At 75.2% G+C, this 16,383-nt stretch carries 13 protein-coding genes; 11 read left to right on the top strand and 2 right to left on the bottom strand.

The window, feature by feature from the left end:
* Position 1 precedes the first annotated feature (1 nt).
* Positions 2-1,138 carry an amidohydrolase family protein gene (locus ACFWPI_RS22035; protein WP_380376430.1) on the top strand — a complete coding sequence of 379 codons (1,137 nt, stop codon included), beginning with the start codon at positions 2-4 and terminating at the stop codon, positions 1,136-1,138.
* Between the two features lie 208 nt (positions 1,139-1,346).
* The gene (locus ACFWPI_RS22040) at positions 1,347-2,834 is read left to right on the top strand and encodes a S8 family serine peptidase (RefSeq protein WP_380376432.1); all 1,488 of its coding nucleotides are present in this window, start codon (positions 1,347-1,349) and stop codon (positions 2,832-2,834) included.
* Positions 2,835-2,964: 130 nt separating this feature from the next.
* Here the strand turns inward: ACFWPI_RS22040 and ACFWPI_RS22045 are convergent, their stop codons facing one another.
* Positions 2,965-3,858 carry a HipA family kinase gene (locus tag ACFWPI_RS22045; RefSeq protein WP_380376434.1) on the bottom strand — a complete coding sequence of 298 codons (894 nt, stop codon included), beginning with the start codon at positions 3,856-3,858 and terminating at the stop codon, positions 2,965-2,967.
* A 123-nt stretch (positions 3,859-3,981) separates the two neighbouring features.
* Here ACFWPI_RS22045 and ACFWPI_RS22050 point away from each other — a divergent pair, with 123 nt between their 5' ends.
* The 9 genes from ACFWPI_RS22050 (at position 3,982) to ACFWPI_RS22090 (ending at position 14,801) form a co-directional block, all read left to right on the top strand.
* A complete protein-coding gene (locus ACFWPI_RS22050) occupies positions 3,982-4,422 on the top strand; it encodes an SRPBCC family protein (protein WP_063349600.1) in 441 nt (146 codons plus the stop codon).
* Positions 4,423-4,606: 184 nt separating this feature from the next.
* A complete protein-coding gene (locus ACFWPI_RS22055; RefSeq protein WP_380376436.1) occupies positions 4,607-5,761 on the top strand; it encodes a glycosyltransferase in 1,155 nt (384 codons plus the stop codon).
* Between the two features lie 378 nt (positions 5,762-6,139).
* Positions 6,140-7,663, top strand: a complete 1,524-nt coding sequence (locus ACFWPI_RS22060; protein ID WP_380376439.1) for a sugar transferase — start codon at positions 6,140-6,142, stop codon at positions 7,661-7,663.
* Between the two features lie 5 nt (positions 7,664-7,668).
* Positions 7,669-8,982: an O-antigen ligase family protein gene (locus ACFWPI_RS22065; RefSeq protein ID WP_380376442.1), complete on the top strand. Its 1,314-nt coding sequence runs from the start codon at positions 7,669-7,671 to the stop codon at positions 8,980-8,982.
* Positions 8,979-10,718, top strand: a complete 1,740-nt coding sequence (locus ACFWPI_RS22070; RefSeq protein ID WP_380376444.1) for a lipid II flippase MurJ — start codon at positions 8,979-8,981, stop codon at positions 10,716-10,718. Before ACFWPI_RS22065 ends, ACFWPI_RS22070 begins: the two co-directional genes overlap by 4 nt.
* Positions 10,708-11,622 (top strand): polysaccharide deacetylase family protein, encoded by a 915-nt coding sequence (locus tag ACFWPI_RS22075; protein WP_380376447.1) that lies wholly within the window; start codon positions 10,708-10,710, stop codon positions 11,620-11,622. Before ACFWPI_RS22070 ends, ACFWPI_RS22075 begins: the two co-directional genes overlap by 11 nt.
* Positions 11,619-12,734, top strand: a complete 1,116-nt coding sequence (locus tag ACFWPI_RS22080) for a glycosyltransferase (protein ID WP_063349605.1) — start codon at positions 11,619-11,621, stop codon at positions 12,732-12,734. The genes ACFWPI_RS22075 and ACFWPI_RS22080 overlap by 4 nt, the downstream gene beginning before the upstream one ends.
* Positions 12,735-12,783: 49 nt before the next feature.
* Complete coding sequence (locus tag ACFWPI_RS22085) at positions 12,784-13,644, top strand: Wzz/FepE/Etk N-terminal domain-containing protein (protein ID WP_380376450.1); 861 nt, start codon at positions 12,784-12,786, stop codon at positions 13,642-13,644.
* A complete protein-coding gene (locus tag ACFWPI_RS22090; RefSeq protein WP_380376453.1) occupies positions 13,641-14,801 on the top strand; it encodes a GNAT family N-acetyltransferase in 1,161 nt (386 codons plus the stop codon). The genes ACFWPI_RS22085 and ACFWPI_RS22090 overlap by 4 nt, the downstream gene beginning before the upstream one ends.
* A 22-nt stretch (positions 14,802-14,823) precedes the next feature.
* Here the strand turns inward: ACFWPI_RS22090 and ACFWPI_RS22095 are convergent, their stop codons facing one another.
* On the bottom strand, positions 14,824-16,068 hold the full coding sequence (locus tag ACFWPI_RS22095; RefSeq protein ID WP_380376456.1) for a glycoside hydrolase family 26 protein: 1,245 nt from the start codon (positions 16,066-16,068) through the stop codon (positions 14,824-14,826).
* Positions 16,069-16,383: the final 315 nt, after the last annotated feature.

Consider the following 16,383-nt stretch of genomic DNA (forward strand, 5'->3'; position numbering starts at 1 on the left):
GGTGCACGCCGGGGCCCCGGCGGTGCCCGCGCTGGTCGACCACCACTGCCACAGCGTGGTGGCGGCCGACCTCGCCGACGACGCCCTGGCCGGGCTGCTCACCGAGTCCGACCGGCCGCCCGCGCCCGCCTGTTCGCCCTTCGACAGCGCGCTCGGCCTGGCCGTCCGGCGCTGGTGCCCGCCCGTCCTCGGCCTGCCCGCGCACGCCCCGGCCGCCGACTACCTGGCCCGGCGGCGGGAGCTGGGCGGCGCCGAGGCCACCCGCCGGCTGCTGGCCGCGGCCGGGCTGGACACCTGCCTGGTGGACACCGGGCTGACCGCCGCCGCGGGCCTTCCGCTGCTGCCGCTCGGCGAACTCGCCGCGGCCGCCGGGGCGGTGGTGCGCGAGGTGGTCCGGCTGGAGTCGGTGGCCGAGGCGGTGGCGGGCCCGGCCGAGTCCTGGCCGCAAGCCGTCGGGGAGGCGCTGGCGGCGGCCGCCGCGGGTGCGGTCGCGGTCAAGTCGGTGCTCGCCTACCGGCACGGTCTGGCCGCCCCCGCCGAACGGCCCGCGCGGGCGGCCGTGGTGGCCGCGGCCGGCGCCTGGGCGCGCGGCGGGCGGGGCCGGCTGGCCGATCCGGTGCTGCTGCACCACCTGCTCTGGACGGCCGTGGACGTCTGTGCCGGGCTGGGCCTGCCGCTCCAACTCCACACCGGCTTCGGCGATCCCGACCTCACCCTGCACCGGGCCGATCCGTCGCTGCTGACCGGTTTCGTGCGCGCCGCCGAGCCGAGCGGCGTCCCGCTGGTGCTGCTGCACTGCTACCCGTACCACCGCCAGGCCGGGTGGCTGGCCCAGGCCTTCCCGACGGTGTACACCGACCTCGGGCTGACCGCCTCCTACACCGGCCCGCGGGTGGCTGCGGTGCTGGGCGAGATGCTGGAACTGGCGCCGTTCGGCAAGCTGTTGTTCTCCACCGACGCGTACGGGCTGCCCGAGTTGTACCTGGTGGGCGCCGCCCAGTTCCGGTACGGACTGGGGGCGGTGCTGGCCGACTGGCAGGCGGGTGGCGCCTGTTCGGCGGCGGACGCGCAGCGGCTGGCCCGGTTGGTCGCCGCCGACAACGCCCGGACGCTGTACTCACTGCCCGGCGCACCGTAGCACGTCGGCGGACCGTCACTTTTTAACACTCTTCAATTCTGTTGACATGTTGGGCCTCCGGACTCCTCGGTTCCGATGTTGGCCAACATGTGACGATTAGATGACTACCTCTTGCGCTTATCAGCGAATATTCATTAGCGTCCCGATCATTCCAGGCGCACCTGCCACACCGCAGCTGCCGCATGACGACTCGGGAGGGCCAACCCCTATGAGAGTTCCTCGGATCAGCCGGACCCGGTTCGCGGCGGTGGGCCTCGTGCTCGCCACCGCCGGCGCCCTCGCGCTCCCGGCCGGCACCGCCGTCGCGGCCCCCTCGGCGGGCTCGACGACCGGTCCGCTGCTCAGCTACGTCGTCAACACCAAGGCCAACCACGGCCAGGTGCAGAAGGTCGAGAAGGCGATCACCGCCCTCGGCGGCTCGGTGGTGTACTCGTACGAGCAGATCGGCGTCGTCATCGCCCGCTCGGACGACACCGCGTTCGCGCAGAAGCTGCGTCAGGCCAAGGGCGTCGACTCCGTCGGTGCCAGCCGCACCAAGGGCATCACCGCCGCCGACCAGGCCAAGGCCGACGTCGCCGCCGAGCCCTCCGCCGCGCCCGCCGCCGGTCAGGAGCCGTACGAGGCCAACCAGTGGGACATGCGCCAGATCGGTGTCGACAAGGCGCACAAGCTCTCGCTCGGCAGCCGCAACGTCACCGTCGGCGTGCTGGACTCCGGCATCGACGCGACGCACGAGGACCTGGCCGCCAACGTGGACGCCTCGCAGTCGGTCTCCTGCATCGACGGCGGCAAGCCGAACACCGACTGGAAGTCCTGGCAGCCCACCACCAGCGACCACGGCACCCACGTGGCCGGCACGATCGGCGCCGCCAAGAACGGCAAGGGCGTCGTCGGCATCGCCCCGAACGTGAAGCTGGCCGCGGTCAAGGTCGTCGACGACGGCGGGTTCATCTACCCCGAGTACGCGATCTGCGGCTTCGTGTGGGCCGGTGAGCACCAGTTCAAGGTGACCAACAACAGCTACTACGTCGACCCGTGGATGTTCAACTGCCCGAACGACAAGGACCAGGCCGCGATCAGCGCCGCCGTCCGCAAGGCGGTCTCGTTCTCGCAGCGCAAGGGCGTCCTCAACGTCGCCGCGGCGGGCAACGAGAACATCGACCTGGCGCACAAGACCGTTGACGTCGCCAGCCCGGACGACACCACCAAGGTGACCCGCCCGGTCACCAACGACTGCCTGTCGCTGCCGACCGAGCTGCCCGGCGTCATCGCCGTCTCCTCGGTGGGCGTCAAGGGCGACAAGGCGTACTACTCCAGCTACGGCAAGGGCGTCGTGACCGTCGCCGCGCCGGGTGGCGACCGCCGCTACCAGCTCCCGGACACCCCGGACAAGGACGGCCGGATCCTCTCCACCATCCCGGGCAACAAGTACGGCTACATGCAGGGCACCTCGATGGCCACCCCGCACGTCGTCGGCGTGGTCGCGCTGCTCGCCAGCACCTTCCCGTGGGCCAACCCGGACGAGCTGACCGAGCTGCTCACCAACCAGGCGGAGTCGCACCCCTGCCCGACCGGCGAGTACAACCCGGGCGGCACCGGCGCGTACAAGGCCACCTGCGAGGGCGGCGCGGACGACAACGGCTTCTACGGCGCGGGCATCATCAACGCCGAGAAGGCGGTCCAGTGGTGGCGCTGACGCGCTGACCACGGCGACACCTGAACACTGAGCCGGGGAGCGGGCCCATCCGGGTCCGCTCCCCGGTCGTTTCCGGGCCTCCGTGCCCGGGGCCCGCCCTGCTGACTTCCACGGGCGGGCCCCGGCCCACTCATTCGACGTGCTGGTCCCAGCCCGTCTCCACCGACGGCCTGCCGTGCAGGTCCGGGACTTCCTGGAGCCAGGCGGGCCGGCCGGCCCGCGTCCGGGCCTCCCGGCGGCGTTCGGCCTCGCGCAGCTGCTCGGGGGTGGCGAAGCCCTCCGGGAGCCACTGCGCGGAGAGCACCACCCGGGCGGCCAGGTGGGTCACGTAGGCGTGCCGGACGGCGGCCACCGAGTCGAAGCCGGGCTCGTCGGCCAGCCACTCGTCCGGGACGAGCGCCAGCACCTCCTCCAGCAGGCCGACGGTGACCAGCGGGCCGAGCTCCTCGTCGGCCAGCCGGACGTCCGGGGCCGCGCCGCCCAGCGCGTGCGCGCTGAGGTCGTAGCGCTTGCCGACCGCCGCCTCGGCGGTGGCCCAGCGGTGGTGGAAGATCAGCGCGGCGCCGTTGTCGATCAGCCAGAGCCGTCCGTGCCAGACCACCAGGTTGGGGTTGTGGACGGTGCGGTCGACGTTGCCGGTGAGGGCGTCCAGCCAGACCACCCGCCCGGCCTCGGCGGAGTCCACCGGGATCATGCCCGGCCGGTAGTCCCGCGCGCCGGGCAGCAGGTCCATCCCGAGGTTGAGGCCGCCGCTGGCCTTGAGCATGTCCTGGATCTCGGTGTCGGGCTCGTCCGCGGCGACGGCCGGATCGAAGTCCACCAGCCGCAGCTCGGGGACGCGCAGGCCGAGCCGCCGGGCCAGCTCGCCGACGATCACCTCCGCGACCAGCGCCTTGCGGCCCTGCGCGGCGCCGGTGAACTTGACCACGTAGGTTCCCAGGTCGTCGGTCTCCACCACACCGGGGACGGAACCGCCGGACCGCAGCGGGTCGACGTAGCGCACTGCTGTCACCAGATCGAGCACACCGGCCACCCTATCCCGCCGCCCCGCCACCTCTGCGGGCCGTCCGGTCGGCCTGCGCCCCCGGCGCTGTGATTGGCTTGCCGGTGAGAATCGGAAGACCAAACGGACGAGGAGAGCAAGGCCATGGGACAGGTGCAGGCCACCACCGAGCGGGACTACGACGCCGCCCCCGAGCGGGTGTACGAGGCGCTGGCCGACTACCAGGTGACCCGCCCGAAGCTGCTGCCCCCGCAGTACAGCGAGTACGAGGTCCGGGTCGGCGGCACCGGCGCCGGCACCCAGGTGCACTGGAAGCTGCAGGCCACCGAGAAGCGCGTGCGGGACTGCCTGTTCACCGTCTCGGCGCCCTCGCCCGACCAACTGGTGGAGAAGGACGCCAACTCCAGCATGGTGATCACCTGGACCGTCTCGGCGGCCGGCGAGGGCCGGTCGAAGGTCACCGTCTCGGCCACCTGGCAGGGCGCGAGCGGCATCGGCGGCTTCTTCGAGCGGACCTTCGCCCCGAAGGGCCTGAACCGGATCCACGACCAGGTGCTGGCCAACCTGGCCGCCGAGGTCCGCTGAGTCCGCGGAGTTCACCGAGTTCACCGGGTTCACCGGGTTCACCTTTCCGCGGAAATTCGCCCGGGAATTCGAGCGGCCCGTCCACCCGTACGAGCGGAAAGCCGTACGGGTGGACGGCCCGCCACCTGCGGGTGACGAGGGCCGCCCGGCGCGGGCGAGCCACCCTAGGCTCGCCGCCGTGCATATGACGATCCTTCACATTTCACAGCCCGTGGACGGCGGAGTCGCCCGCGTCGTCGCCGATCTGGTCCGGGGGCAGCGCGAGGCCGGTCACCGGGTGCTGGTCGCCTGCCCGGGCGGCGGCCGGCTGGCCGAGGAGGCCGCCGCCGTGGGCGCGCTGGTCCATGACTGGCCCGCCGGGCGCTCGCCGGGCCCGGGCACCGCCGCCGAGGCGTGGCGGCTGCGCCGGATCGTCCGGGCGGCCGCGCCCGACGTGGTCCACCTGCACAGTGCCAAGGCCGGGCTGGCCGGCCGCCTGGCGGTACGCGGCGCGGTGCCGACCGTCTTCCAGCCGCACGCCTGGTCCTTCGCCGCCGTCGAGGGCCCGCTGGCCACCGCGACCCTGCACTGGGAGCGCTTCGCGAGCCGCTGGGCGCACCGCCTGCTCTGTGTCAGCGTCCAGGAGCGGGCCGACGGCGTCGCCGCCGGGGTGAGCGCGGACTGGGCGGTGGTGCCCAACGGCGTGGACGTCCGCCACTACGCACCCGCCGACCGCCGGGCGGCCCGGATCGCGCTGGGCCTGGACCTGGACGCGCCGCTCGCGGTCTGCGTCGGCCGGCTGTGCCGGCAGAAGGGGCAGGACGTGCTGCTGGCGGCCTGGCCGGAGGTGCTGCGGGCGGTGCCGCAGGCCCGGCTGGCGCTGGTCGGCGGCGGCCCCGAGGGGAACCGGCTGGCGGATCTGGTCCGGGAGTCGGCCGAGCCGTCCCGGGTCCGGCTGGTCGGGGACGTGCCGGATCCGAGGCCGTGGCTGGCGGCGGCCGACCTGGTGGTGCTGCCCTCGCGCTGGGAGGGCATGGCGCTGGCCCCGCTGGAGGCGATGGCGGTGGCCCGTCCGGTGCTGCTGACCGACGTGCCGGGCGCCCGGGAGTGCCTGCCCCAGGCCGAGCGGGAGCGGGCGGTGGTGCCGCCCGAGGACGTGACCGCGCTCGCCACCCGAATGGCGGAAGCGCTGTCCGATTCGATCGAGTGTGAGCGGCGCGGGGCGCGGCTGCGCGATCACGTGGTTGCCCGGCATGACGTCCGCACGGTGGTCGAACAGGTGGACGCGCTGTACCGCCATCTGCTGGGTGCCGGTCCGGCGGCCGGGCGGCGCCGGGCCCGTGTCCCAGAGCGGATCTGATCGTTTCACATGCCGTGAATGCCCGCCGATCCGGCGCCGTCGTATTCGCACCCTCAACCGGATAGGGACGAGGCGTCAAATCCGAAATACCTATTAATGGGCGGCTGGAATGAAACGGCAAGTCAACTTCCAGCCTGCGCAGCCCGGTTATGTATTGTCGGATTTCGCCTGCTTCGTTTCGATTTCACGCCGGGAATTCGCGACTGAGCCCTTCATGGCCGCGCCCCGCGCGGCCGGGCCCGGTGCGAGAGGACCGAAAGCCGCCAGCGGTAGCAGGTGCTGTCAGGACCGCGCCCACCGGGCCGGGACGGCCGCTCCGCGCCATCCGGTGCCGGGGCGCCGTCACCCCGGGCACACAGCAGGGGAGTTCGTGCGCTGATGACCATTGACCACGACAGCGTGCCGCGAGCGGGTCGGTCCCTGTCCGGCCCGCGGCGGCCCGGCACCGGGCTGCTCGACCGTCCGGCCGGATCCGCCCGGACCCGGACGGTGCCGCCGCCCCGCCGGCCCCGCGGGGCGGTCCGTTCCCGGCTCGCCCTGCCGCTCGCGCTGGTCCAGGTCGACGCGATCGCGCTGTGCACCGCCACCGGCCTCGCCAACCGGGCCGTCGACCCGGCCGTCCCGCTCGCGCCGCTGCTCGGTGCCGCCGCCGTCCTGCCCCTGCTGCTCGTGCTCAACCTGGTCGGCGGCCTCTACCGCACCCGGCTCACCCTCTCCGTCCTGGACGAACTGCCCGCGCTGGCCGTCCGGGCCGTCGTCGCCACCGCCTTCGCCGTCACCCTGGCCGGCTGTCTGGACGGCCGCTGGCCCGACTGCGGCCCGGCCACCCCGGCCCGGCTCACCGTCCTGCTCGGCGTCCAGCTGCTGATCGCCGCCGTCGGCCGCGCCGTGCTCTACCACCTGGTCCGGCGGATCCGCCGCAGCCGCCCCAACCCCGTCCTGGTGCTCGGCGCCGGCCGGCTCGGCCGCCGGGTCGCCGCCGCCCTCAGCGAGCGCGGCGAATACGGGATGCGCCCGATCGGCTTCCTCGACGCCGACCCGCCGCTGCTCGCCGGCGACACCGACCTGCCCGTCCTCGGCGGCCGCGAGGTGCTGGAGCGCGAGGTCCGCCGGCACCGGATCCACCACGTGGTCGCCACCGCCGGCGCCGCCGACGAGGCCGAGACCGCCGCCGCCCTGCGCGACGCCGCCCGGCTCGGCTGCCAGGTCTGGCTGGTGCCCGCGCTGCGCGAGCACGGCTCGCTGCCCGCCGGCCCGCTGGCCGGAGCCGACCACCTGTGGGGCTTCCCCTGCCTGCGGGTCGGCGGCCCGGCGATGCGCCGCCCCGGCTGGGCCGCCAAGCGCGCCCTGGACGTCACCGCCGCCGGGCTCGGCCTGCTGCTGCTCGCCCCCGTCCTGGTGCTCTGCGCGCTGGCCGTCCGCTTCGACACCGGCCCCGGCGTGCTCTTCCGCCAGCAGCGCACCGGGCTGGACGGCAAGGTCTTCACCGTCCTCAAGTTCCGCACCCTGCGCCCGAGCAACGAACACGAGTCGGCGACCCGCTGGAACATCTCCCAGGACCACCGGATGGGCGCCGTCGGCCGGCTGCTGCGCCGCAGCTCGCTGGACGAGCTGCCGCAGCTGTGGAACGTGCTGTGCGGCGACATGAGCCTGGTCGGCCCGCGCCCGGAACGCCCCTACTTCGTCATGCGGTTCGGCCAGGCCTACCCCGAGTACGCCGACCGCCACCGCGTCCCGGTCGGCCTGACCGGCCTCGCCCAGGTCAACGGCCTGCGCGGGGACACCTCGATCGAGGACCGGGCCCGGTTCGACAACCGATACATCGAGAGCTGGAGCCTCTGGCAGGACGTCAAGATCCTGTGCCGCACCGCGGTCCTGATGCTCCACCCGGACGGGAGCTGACCCGCGTGGCCCTGACCCTTCCCGCCGTCCCCCGGCTCGCGTTACGCAAGGCGCTGCCCGCGCTCGCGGACCGGCCCAGCGTGCTCGCCGCGGCGACCGTCCTGCTGGTCTGCGTGCCCACCGGCGAGAAGGACGTCGCCGCCGCCGTCCACGTCACCGCCGCCGACGTGGCCTCGCTGGCCCTGGTCGCGCTCACCGCGCTCAACCTGCTGCGCGGGCGGCTGCCCGCCGTCAGCCGCGCCACCTGCGTGCTGTTCGGCGGCATCGTGGTCGCCGCCGCCGTCGCCACCGTCGGCTCGATCGACCCGGCCACCAGCCTCACCGGCTTCGTCCGGCTCACCCAGGTGTTCGTCCTGGTGCCGGCCGGGGTGCTCTGCTCGCTGCGCGACCGCGTCGACCAGCGGCTGGTCCTCGGCTCCTTCGTGCTCGCCGCGCTGATCCAGGGCGTGGTCGGCGCGCACCAGTACCTCACCCGGACCGGCGCCTCCTACACCGGCCAGCCGATCCGGGCCGTCGGCACCTTCGGCGCCCTCGACATCATGGCGATGTCCACGGTCGTCAGCTACGGGCTGCTCGCCGCCCTGGCCCTGGCGCTCGCCGAGCGCCGCCCCGGCGGCGACGTCCGGCTGCGCCGCGCCATGTTCGCGGCCGCCGCCTTCCTGGCCTTCCCGCTCGCCGTCTCGTTCAGCCGCGGCAGCTGGATCGCCACCGCCGCCGCGGCCACCGTGCTGCTGCTGCGCGCCGACGCCCGGCTCGCCGTCCGCGGCGCCGTCCTCGGCCTGGCCGGCGCGGTCGTCCTGGTCGGCGGCCTCGGCCTCGGCGCCTCCGGCGTCACCGCGCGGCTCGGCTCGATCGGCTCCGTCTCCGCGGCCCCCGACCAGTCCGTCTCCGACCGCTACGACCTGTGGTCCACCGCCGGGCGGATCTGGCAGGACCACCCCGTCCACGGCGCCGGCCCCAAGGCCTTCCAGCAACTGCGCGACAGCCACGCCCCGCTGCGGCTCTCCTCCGGCAGCGACGCCGCCGACTCCACCATCGGCTTCCAGCGCGAACCGCTGCTCTCCCCGCACAACATGTACTTCCTGGTGCTCAGCGAGCAGGGCCTGATCGGCATCGTCGCCTACGCCGCGCTCTTCCTCGGCCTGCTGCTCGGCTGCCTGCGCCACTCCCGCGGCCCGGCCCTCGCCGCCCTGGCCCTGCTCACCTGGGTGCTGGTCGACTTCCTGTACGCGGACATCGGCGGCACCACCACCGTGCTGACCTCCGTCGTCCTCGGCCTCGCGGCCCGGGCCTGCGTCGCGGAGGCCGACCCGCGATGACCACCGACCAGCCGGCCCTCGCCTCCGCCGTGCCCGCCCCGCGCGGCGTCCGCGCCGGCGGCCGGCCGCCCGGGCCCGATCCGGCCCCCCGGCGCGGCTTCCTCGCCAAGGCCTTCGGCATCACCGCCGTCCTCAGCGCCGCCGGCTCCGGCCTCGGCCTGCTGCGCGACCTCCTGCTGGCCCGCTACTTCGGCGCCAACCAGGGCACCGACGCCTTCCTGGTCGCCTGGACCGTCCCGGAGACGGCCGCGCCGCTGCTGATCGAGGACGCCATGTCCTTCCTCATGGTGCCCGCCTTCGCGCTCGCCCTGGTGCTGCGAGAGGAGGACCCGGACGCCCCCGACCCGGTCCGCCAACTGGTCCGCGCCACCCTGCCCTGGCTGCTGCTCGCGCTCAGCGGGCTCGCGCTGGCCGCCGCCCTCGGTGCCCCGCAGCTGGTCGAACTGCTCGCCCCCGGCCTGGCCAACCCCGGCCTCGCCGTCACCTGCACCCGGATCACCGCGATCACCGTGCTGCCGTTCGGCGTGGCCGGCTACCTCGCCGCCGCGCTGCGCGCCCACCACTGCTTCACCGCGCCGGCCGGCATCTACGTCGTCTACAACGTCGGCATCCTCGCCGTGCTGCTCGGCTGCCAGTCCTTCCTGGGCGTGCGCTCCGCCGCCCTCGGCGTCGCGCTCGGCAGCCTGCTGATGGCCGGCCTGCTGGTCGCCCCGTTCCTGCGCCGGCTGCGCCAGGGCGCGGGCCCGGGATCGCCCCCCGGCGCGGGCCGCGCCCGCCGCTCCCGCAAGGCGCTGGTGCTGATGCCGTTCGCCCTGCTGCCGGTGGCCGCGTTCACCCTGACCCGGCAGTCGCAGGTCTTCGTCGAGCGCTACCTCGGCTCGGCGCTGCCGCCCGGCACCATCTCGCACCTCAACTACGCCGCCAAGGTCTCCCAACTGGCCATGACGGCCGGCATCCTGATCTGCACCGTCACCTTCCCGCTGGTCGCCCGGGCGCTGGCGGCCGGAGACCTCACCGCCGCTCGGGACCGGGTCGAGAAGGACCTCGGCCAGGCTGCGGCGGTCGTCCTGGTCGGCACCGCCTTCCTGATGGCCTGCGCCCCCTCGGTGGTCTCGCTGCTCTTCCAGCGCGGCGCCTTCGGCCCGCGGGACACAGCCGCCACCGCCGCCGTCATCCGGGTCTACAGCTTCGGCCTGCCCGCCCAGGCGCTGATCGGCGTGATGATCCGCCCGTACTTCTCGCTGCGCCCGGTGGTCCGCCGGGCCGACGATCCGGGCACCGAGGACGGCGGCCGCCGGCTGCTGGACTGGTTCCCGGTCGCCGCGATGCTGCTCGGCCTCGGCGTCACCGTCGTGGTCAGCCTGCTCGCCACCCCCCGCTTCGGCGCCCTCGGGCTCGCCGCCGGGAACGCGGCCGGCATCACCGTCGCCGCCGCGATGCTGCTGCACGGCCTGGTGCTGCGCGGCATCCCGCTGCGGCTGCGCCGGGTGCTCGGCGGCCACGCCCGGCTGCTGGCCGCCGCCGGTGGCGCCACCGCCCTCGGCGCCGCCGTCGCCGGGCTGGCCACCGGCCCCCTGCTCTCGACCCTCCTCGGGGGCCTCACCGTGGCGTTGGCCTTCGCCGTCCTCGGCACCGGCCTCGGCGCGCGTGAGGTGCGCGGTCCGGTCCTCGCCGTGGCCCGGGCCCTGAACCCGCCAACCGTCGCCGATGAAGGGAAGCTTCCCCATGGACAATGAACGGGGAACCGTCCGTTCGACCCAGGCGGGCGTCCGCCGCCAGGCCGTACCGGCCGCAGCCGCACCACGCGGCGACCTCCCGTACACCGACTCCGCCGGACCGAAGGCGCGGCTGTCCAGGAGCCGCCGCCCGCTCGGCGAACCGTCCGGCCCCGCTTCCTCCTCGCCGTGGATCCTGATGTACCACTCGGTGGCGGTCGAGAAGGAGGACCCGTACCAGCTGACCGTCAGCCCCGAGCGGTTCGCCGAGCAGGTCGCCTGGCTGCACCGGCGCGGGCGGCGCGGCGTCTCCGTGCGCGAGCTGATGCGGGCCCGGGCCGCCGGCCGGGACGACAGGCTGGTCGGGCTGAGCTTCGACGACGGCTACGCGGACTTCGCGCGCCACGCCGTGCCGATCCTCCAGGCGTACGGCTTCACCGCCACCGCGTACGTGGTCGCCGACCTGCTCGGCCGGGACAACGGCTGGGACGCCAAGGGGCCGCGCAAGCAGCTGCTCACCGTCCAGGAGGTCACCGAACTCGCCGCCGCCGGTTGGGAGATCGGCTCGCACGGCCTCGGCCACCAGGCGCTGCCCGGCCTGCCGGCCGACGTCCTGGCGGTGCAGACCCGGGAGAGCCGGCGCCTCCTGGAGGACGTGGTCGGCGGCCCGGTCACCGGCTTCTGCTACCCGTACGGCGCCGTCGACCTGCCCGCCACCCAGGCCGTCCGCGACGCCGGCTACGACTACGCCTGCGCCATCGCGCACTCCCCGCTCACCGGCCGCTTCGCGCTGCCCCGCTGCTACGTCGGCGACCGCGACGGCGGCTGGCGGCTGCGCGCCAAACGCGGCCGGCAGCGGCTGCGCGACACCGTCACCGAGCTGCGCCGAAGCCCCCTGGTCGCCCGGCGGGGGGCCCGGCCGTGAGGGTCCTGCACATCGTCACCGGCCTCGCCTCGGGCGGCGCCGAGCGCCAACTCCAGTTGCTGCTACGGCACTTGCCCGCACACCAGCAGTGCGAGGTGGTCGCACTGACCAACCCCGGCACGGTCGCCGCCGCGCTGCGCGGCGACGGGGTGACCGTCCACCACCTCGGCATGCGCGGCAACCGCGACCTGGGTGCGCTGCCCCGGCTGGTCCGGCTGGTCCGCTCCGGCCGCTACGACCTGGTGCACACCCACCTGTACCGGGCGCAGCTGTACGGCCGGCTGGCGGCCCGGCTCGCCGGGGTCCGCGCGGTGGTCTCCACCGAGCACTCGCTGCACGCCGGGGTGATCGAGGGCCGCCCGGTCACCCGCGGCGTCAAGGGCCTCTACCTGGCGGCCGAACGGCTCGGCAGCACCACCGTCGCGGTCTCCCGGCAGGTCGCCCAGACGTTGCACTCCTGGGGCGTCCCACCGGCCCGGGTCGAGCTGATCCCCAACGGCATCGACACCGCCCGCTACCGCCGCCCGGCCGCCGACCGGGCCGCCACCCGCCGCCGGCTGCGGGCCGAACTCGGCCTGCCGGAGGGGAGCTGGGTGGTCGGCGGAGTCGGCCGGCTGGTCCCCGGCAAGCGCTTCGAGGTGCTGCTGGAGGCCCTCGCCGCACTCGACCCGGCCGCCCGGCTGGTGCTGGTCGGCGCGGGCCCGGAGCGCGCCGCGCTGGAGCACCGGGCCGCCGAACTCGGCGTCCGGGAACGGCTGGTGCTCACCGGCGAGCGCGACGACGTGCCCGACCTGCTGACCGCCCTGGACGTGCTGGCCGCCCCGTCCACCGCGGAGACCTTCGGCCTCGGCATCCTGGAGGGCCTCGCGGCCGGCCTGCCGGTGCGGCACAGCGCCTGCCCGGCGCTCGACGAACTGCCGCCCAGCGCCGCCCCGCAGGCCCGCCGGATCCCCTCCGAGGGCGCCGCGTACGCCGCCGCGCTGCGCGACCTGCGGCACCTGAACGACCACAACGCCGACCCGCTGCCGCACCCCCCTGCGGTCGGCCACTACGACATCGCCCGGGTCGCCGCCGACCTGGGCGCCCTCTACGACCGGCTGGCCCGCGCTTGACCGCCCGCCGCCGCCGGAACCGCCGTCACATACCCAAGGAGTCACACCCATGACCACACCGCGCCGAAGGGCCCGCCACCTGGTCCGCCGCTGGTGGCCGGTGGCGCTCGCGGTGCCGCTGGGCGCCGCGGCCGGCGCCGGGTACGCCGTCGTCTCGCACCCCTCGTACGCCGCCAGCGCCTACGTCCTCGTGGTGCCGCAGAATCCGGGGGAGGCCGCCACCGCGACCAACTTCGCGCAGGCGTACGGGCGGTTGGCGGGCCAGCCGCAGGTGCTCGCGGTGGCGGCCGTCGAGACCGGCCACACCCGTGCCCAGCTGGAGTCCCTGGTGCACGGGACCACCTCCCCGGACGCCCCGATGATCGAGATCACCGGCACCGGGACGCGCCCCCAGGAGGCGGCCCAGACCGCCGACGCGGTGGCCCGCTCGCTGGTCTCCTTCGCCAACACGAGCAGCAAGGACACCAGCGTCCGGCTGGTGACGCTGGCGCCGGCCGCCGAGCCGGACAAGCCGACCACCCCGTCCGCCGCGCTGGACGTCGCGGTCGGCGGCGCGGCCGGGCTGCTGGTGGGGGCCCTGGTGATGATGACCCGCCGCCGGGGCGAGGCCGCCCCGCCGGAGTCCGCCGAGGCCGCAGAGCCCGCAGAGGCCCCGGTGGAGCCGACGACGCCGGCCACCCCCCGCCCGCGCGGCGAGGAGCCGCCCGCCGCCGACCGGGCCGGGCAGGCCGACGAGGCCGGCAGGACCGGCCAGGCGGAGGAGACGGAGAAGATGGAGAAGGCGGAGAAGGTCGAGGAGGCGGAGAAGGCCGAGGAGGCGGAAGGGCAGCCCGGGAAGCCCGCCGCCGCGAAGAACAGCGCCGAGGAGCCCCCGGCCAAGGAGAAGGCCGCGGCCGGGAGCGGGCGATGAGCACTGAGACCCGGCACACCGGCCTCCCGGCCCAGCCGGCGGCGCCGGGCTGGACCACCGAGCTGCGCCGCGAGGACGACGCCCTGGACACCCTCGCCGAGGAGTGGGACGACCTGGCCGCCCGCTGCCGGACCGCCACCTTCTTCCAGGCCGCCGACTGGCAGCGCTCCTGGTGGCGCCACTACGGCAGTCCGGGCGACCTGCTGGTGGTGCTCGTCCGCCGGGACGGCCTGCTGGTCGGCGCGGGTGCCTTCAGACGCCGCGGCGGCCCGCTCGGCGGGCTGACCGCCCTGGGCGCCGGGCTGGTCGACTACTCGGACGTGCTGCTCGACGACGACTGCGCCGACCGGGCCGCCGCCGAGTTCGCCGCCGCCCTCCCGCTCACCCGCCCGTGGCACTCCCTGGAGCTGCGCGAGGTGCACCCCGAGGCGGCGGTGCAGCGGGTGTACGAGCACTGGCACGGCCGGCGCCGCCGCTACCAGGACTCGCTCTGCCAGTACCTGCCGGCCGTCCCGATGGACCGGCTGCTCAAGCGGGTGCCCGGCAAGACCGCGCAACGCAGCCGGGTGAAGCTGCGCAAGATCGCCGAGGCCGGGGTGCAGGTCAGCTCGACGTCGGCGGCCGAGGTGCCGGCGGCGCTGGAGGGCCTGCTGCGGCTGCACTTCCTGCAGTGGCAGCAGCGCGGCGTCACCCCGGAGCACCGCACCGAGCGCTTCGCCCGCCACCTGACCGAGTCCACCGTCGGCCTGGTCGCCACCGGCAGGGCGACCGTCCACCAGTTCCGGCTGAACGGCGAACTGGTCGCGGTGAACCTGCTGCTGCTCTGCCCCTCCTTCGGCGGCCTGTACATGTACGGCGCGCACCCGGTGCTGCGCGAGCGGCTGGACATCGCGGGGCTGCTGTTCAGCGCGGCCCTGGACGAGACGGTCGGCGCGGGCGTCCCGCTGCTCGGCCTGCTGCGCGGCCAGGAGCCGTACAAGCAGCGCTGGCGGCCGGACCAGCTGTCCAACCAGCGCCTGCTGTTCGGTCCGCCCGGGCCCGCGCCGGCGGCCATCGCCCGGTCCGGCGCGGTGCGCGTCCGCCAGCAGGCGGCGCACGTGCTGCGGACCCGCTTCCCGCGGCTCAAGGAGGCCCTGCTGGCCCGCCGCCGCGGCTGACCGCGCCCGCCCCCGCCCGGGCTCAGCGCCGGGCGGGCGTCCGGGCCGCCGACGGGCTCGCGAAGGGGCTCGCCGACGCGGTGGCCGAGGGGCCCGGCGACGGGCTCGCGGACGGGCCGGGCACCACGTTCGGGGCCCCGGGCCCGGTCGGCGGCGCGGGCGGGCGCGGCGCCACCGGCGGGACGATCGGCTGGACGGGGGCCTGGGGCGCCGGCGGCACCACCGCGGGCGCCCCCTTCGACCCGGACATCAGCTGCTTGAACCGGGCGGCGGAGCGCGGGTTGCGGTCGCACTCGAAGAATCCGTGCGGGCAGTAGTCGGTGACGGTCTGGTAGGCGGTGTCGTGGGTGCGCATCCACTCGACCATCCGCTGCACGAACTCCGGGTTGTCGCCGTTGCGGAACAGCCCCCACTCCGGGTAGGAGACCGGCTTGCCGCGCTTGGCGGCGAACTCCACCTGGTCCTGCAGCCCGTACGGCTCGCGCACGTAGTCGTCGAAGGTGCCCCCGGCGGGCTGGTCGTAGCTGTCCATGCCGATGATGTCGACCACGTCGTCGCCGGGGTAGCACTTGGTCCACGGGATGGCGTCCAGGCCCCGGTTCGGGGTGAAGTCGAAGCGGAACCGCTGCCCCGGCACCGAGCGCATCACACCGACGATCCGTCGCCAGTAGGCCTTCCACGCGGACGGGTCGGGCTTGCAGCGGTGCGTGTAGGTGACGCCGTTCATCTCCCAGCCGAGGGTGAGCACGGTGTCCGCGCCGCCGAGGGCGACCAGCCGGTGGGCGAGCCGCAGGAAGTGCCGGTCGAAGTCCCCGCGCGCGCCCTGGGCGAGCAGCTTGGCGACCTCGCCGTCCGGCACGTTCGCCTCGTTGGGTACCAGCATCGGCACGCCGAGGACGAGCGTCCGGGACGGGTCGGCCAGCCGCCACTGCGACCACATGCCGAGCACCATCAGCTCGCCCTCGACGTCGGCCCAGCCGTTGCCCGCCAGGTAGGTGTGGCCGACTTGCAGGTTGGCGTCGCCCAGCCACTGCGCGTACCGGCCGATCTGCGGGATGTAGTCGTCCCAGGAGCCGACGAAGGCGCCGAACGGCGGCTCGTGCTTGGGCCGCTGGACGGGCGGGCGGGGGGCGGCGCCGCGCGGCTCGAAGGCGTCCGAGGAGAGGGAGTGCCGTTCGGTCTGGCTGAGCGGCGACCCGGCCGGGACGCTGGCCGTGGCCATCAGCAGCAGGGCGGCGGCGGCCAGCGTCAGGCGGCCGATTCGCATGGTCTCTCCTCCGGGCGTCGCGGGGCGGGGGCGCGCTGGACGGACCGTGGCGCTCCGCTCGCCGACAGTAGGCCCGGCGGGCGTCGGAAAAGCCGAATGTCACCCTAAAGTGGGCGGTATTCGAACGCCGTCTGCCGCAACGCCCGGCCGGGTCTCGCCGCGTGTATCAGCTCTGTAACGGTCCGGCCGGGCCCCGGCGCCCGGCCCCGGAGCGGGCGGCGGCCCGGCCTCGGCACCGACGGTGCAGGTGGGCGGGCGGGTGCGCGGGGAGGGCGCGCGCGGCCGGACGCGCGGTCCGAGGGGTGGGGCGGGGGC

The organism is Kitasatospora sp. NPDC058492 (assembly GCF_042720685.1).
In the GTDB taxonomy this organism is placed as follows: Bacteria; Actinomycetota; Actinomycetes; order Streptomycetales; family Streptomycetaceae; genus Kitasatospora.

What these genes read in the sequence shown, in the direction of transcription:
- ACFWPI_RS22060 (WP_380376439.1), top strand. Translation starts at nt 6,140, where the DNA reads ATGACCATTGACCACGACAGCGTGCCGCGAGCGGGTCGGTCCCTGTCC.
- ACFWPI_RS22040 (WP_380376432.1), top strand. Translation starts at nt 1,347, where the DNA reads ATGAGAGTTCCTCGGATCAGCCGGACCCGGTTCGCGGCGGTGGGCCTC.
- ACFWPI_RS22095 (WP_380376456.1), bottom strand. Translation starts at nt 16,068, where the DNA reads ATGCGAATCGGCCGCCTGACGCTGGCCGCCGCCGCCCTGCTGCTGATG.
- ACFWPI_RS22055 (WP_380376436.1), top strand. Translation starts at nt 4,607, where the DNA reads ATGACGATCCTTCACATTTCACAGCCCGTGGACGGCGGAGTCGCCCGC.
- ACFWPI_RS22050 (WP_063349600.1), top strand. Translation starts at nt 3,982, where the DNA reads ATGGGACAGGTGCAGGCCACCACCGAGCGGGACTACGACGCCGCCCCC.
- ACFWPI_RS22075 (WP_380376447.1), top strand. Translation starts at nt 10,708, where the DNA reads ATGGACAATGAACGGGGAACCGTCCGTTCGACCCAGGCGGGCGTCCGC.
- ACFWPI_RS22070 (WP_380376444.1), top strand. Translation starts at nt 8,979, where the DNA reads ATGACCACCGACCAGCCGGCCCTCGCCTCCGCCGTGCCCGCCCCGCGC.
- ACFWPI_RS22090 (WP_380376453.1), top strand. Translation starts at nt 13,641, where the DNA reads ATGAGCACTGAGACCCGGCACACCGGCCTCCCGGCCCAGCCGGCGGCG.
- ACFWPI_RS22085 (WP_380376450.1), top strand. Translation starts at nt 12,784, where the DNA reads ATGACCACACCGCGCCGAAGGGCCCGCCACCTGGTCCGCCGCTGGTGG.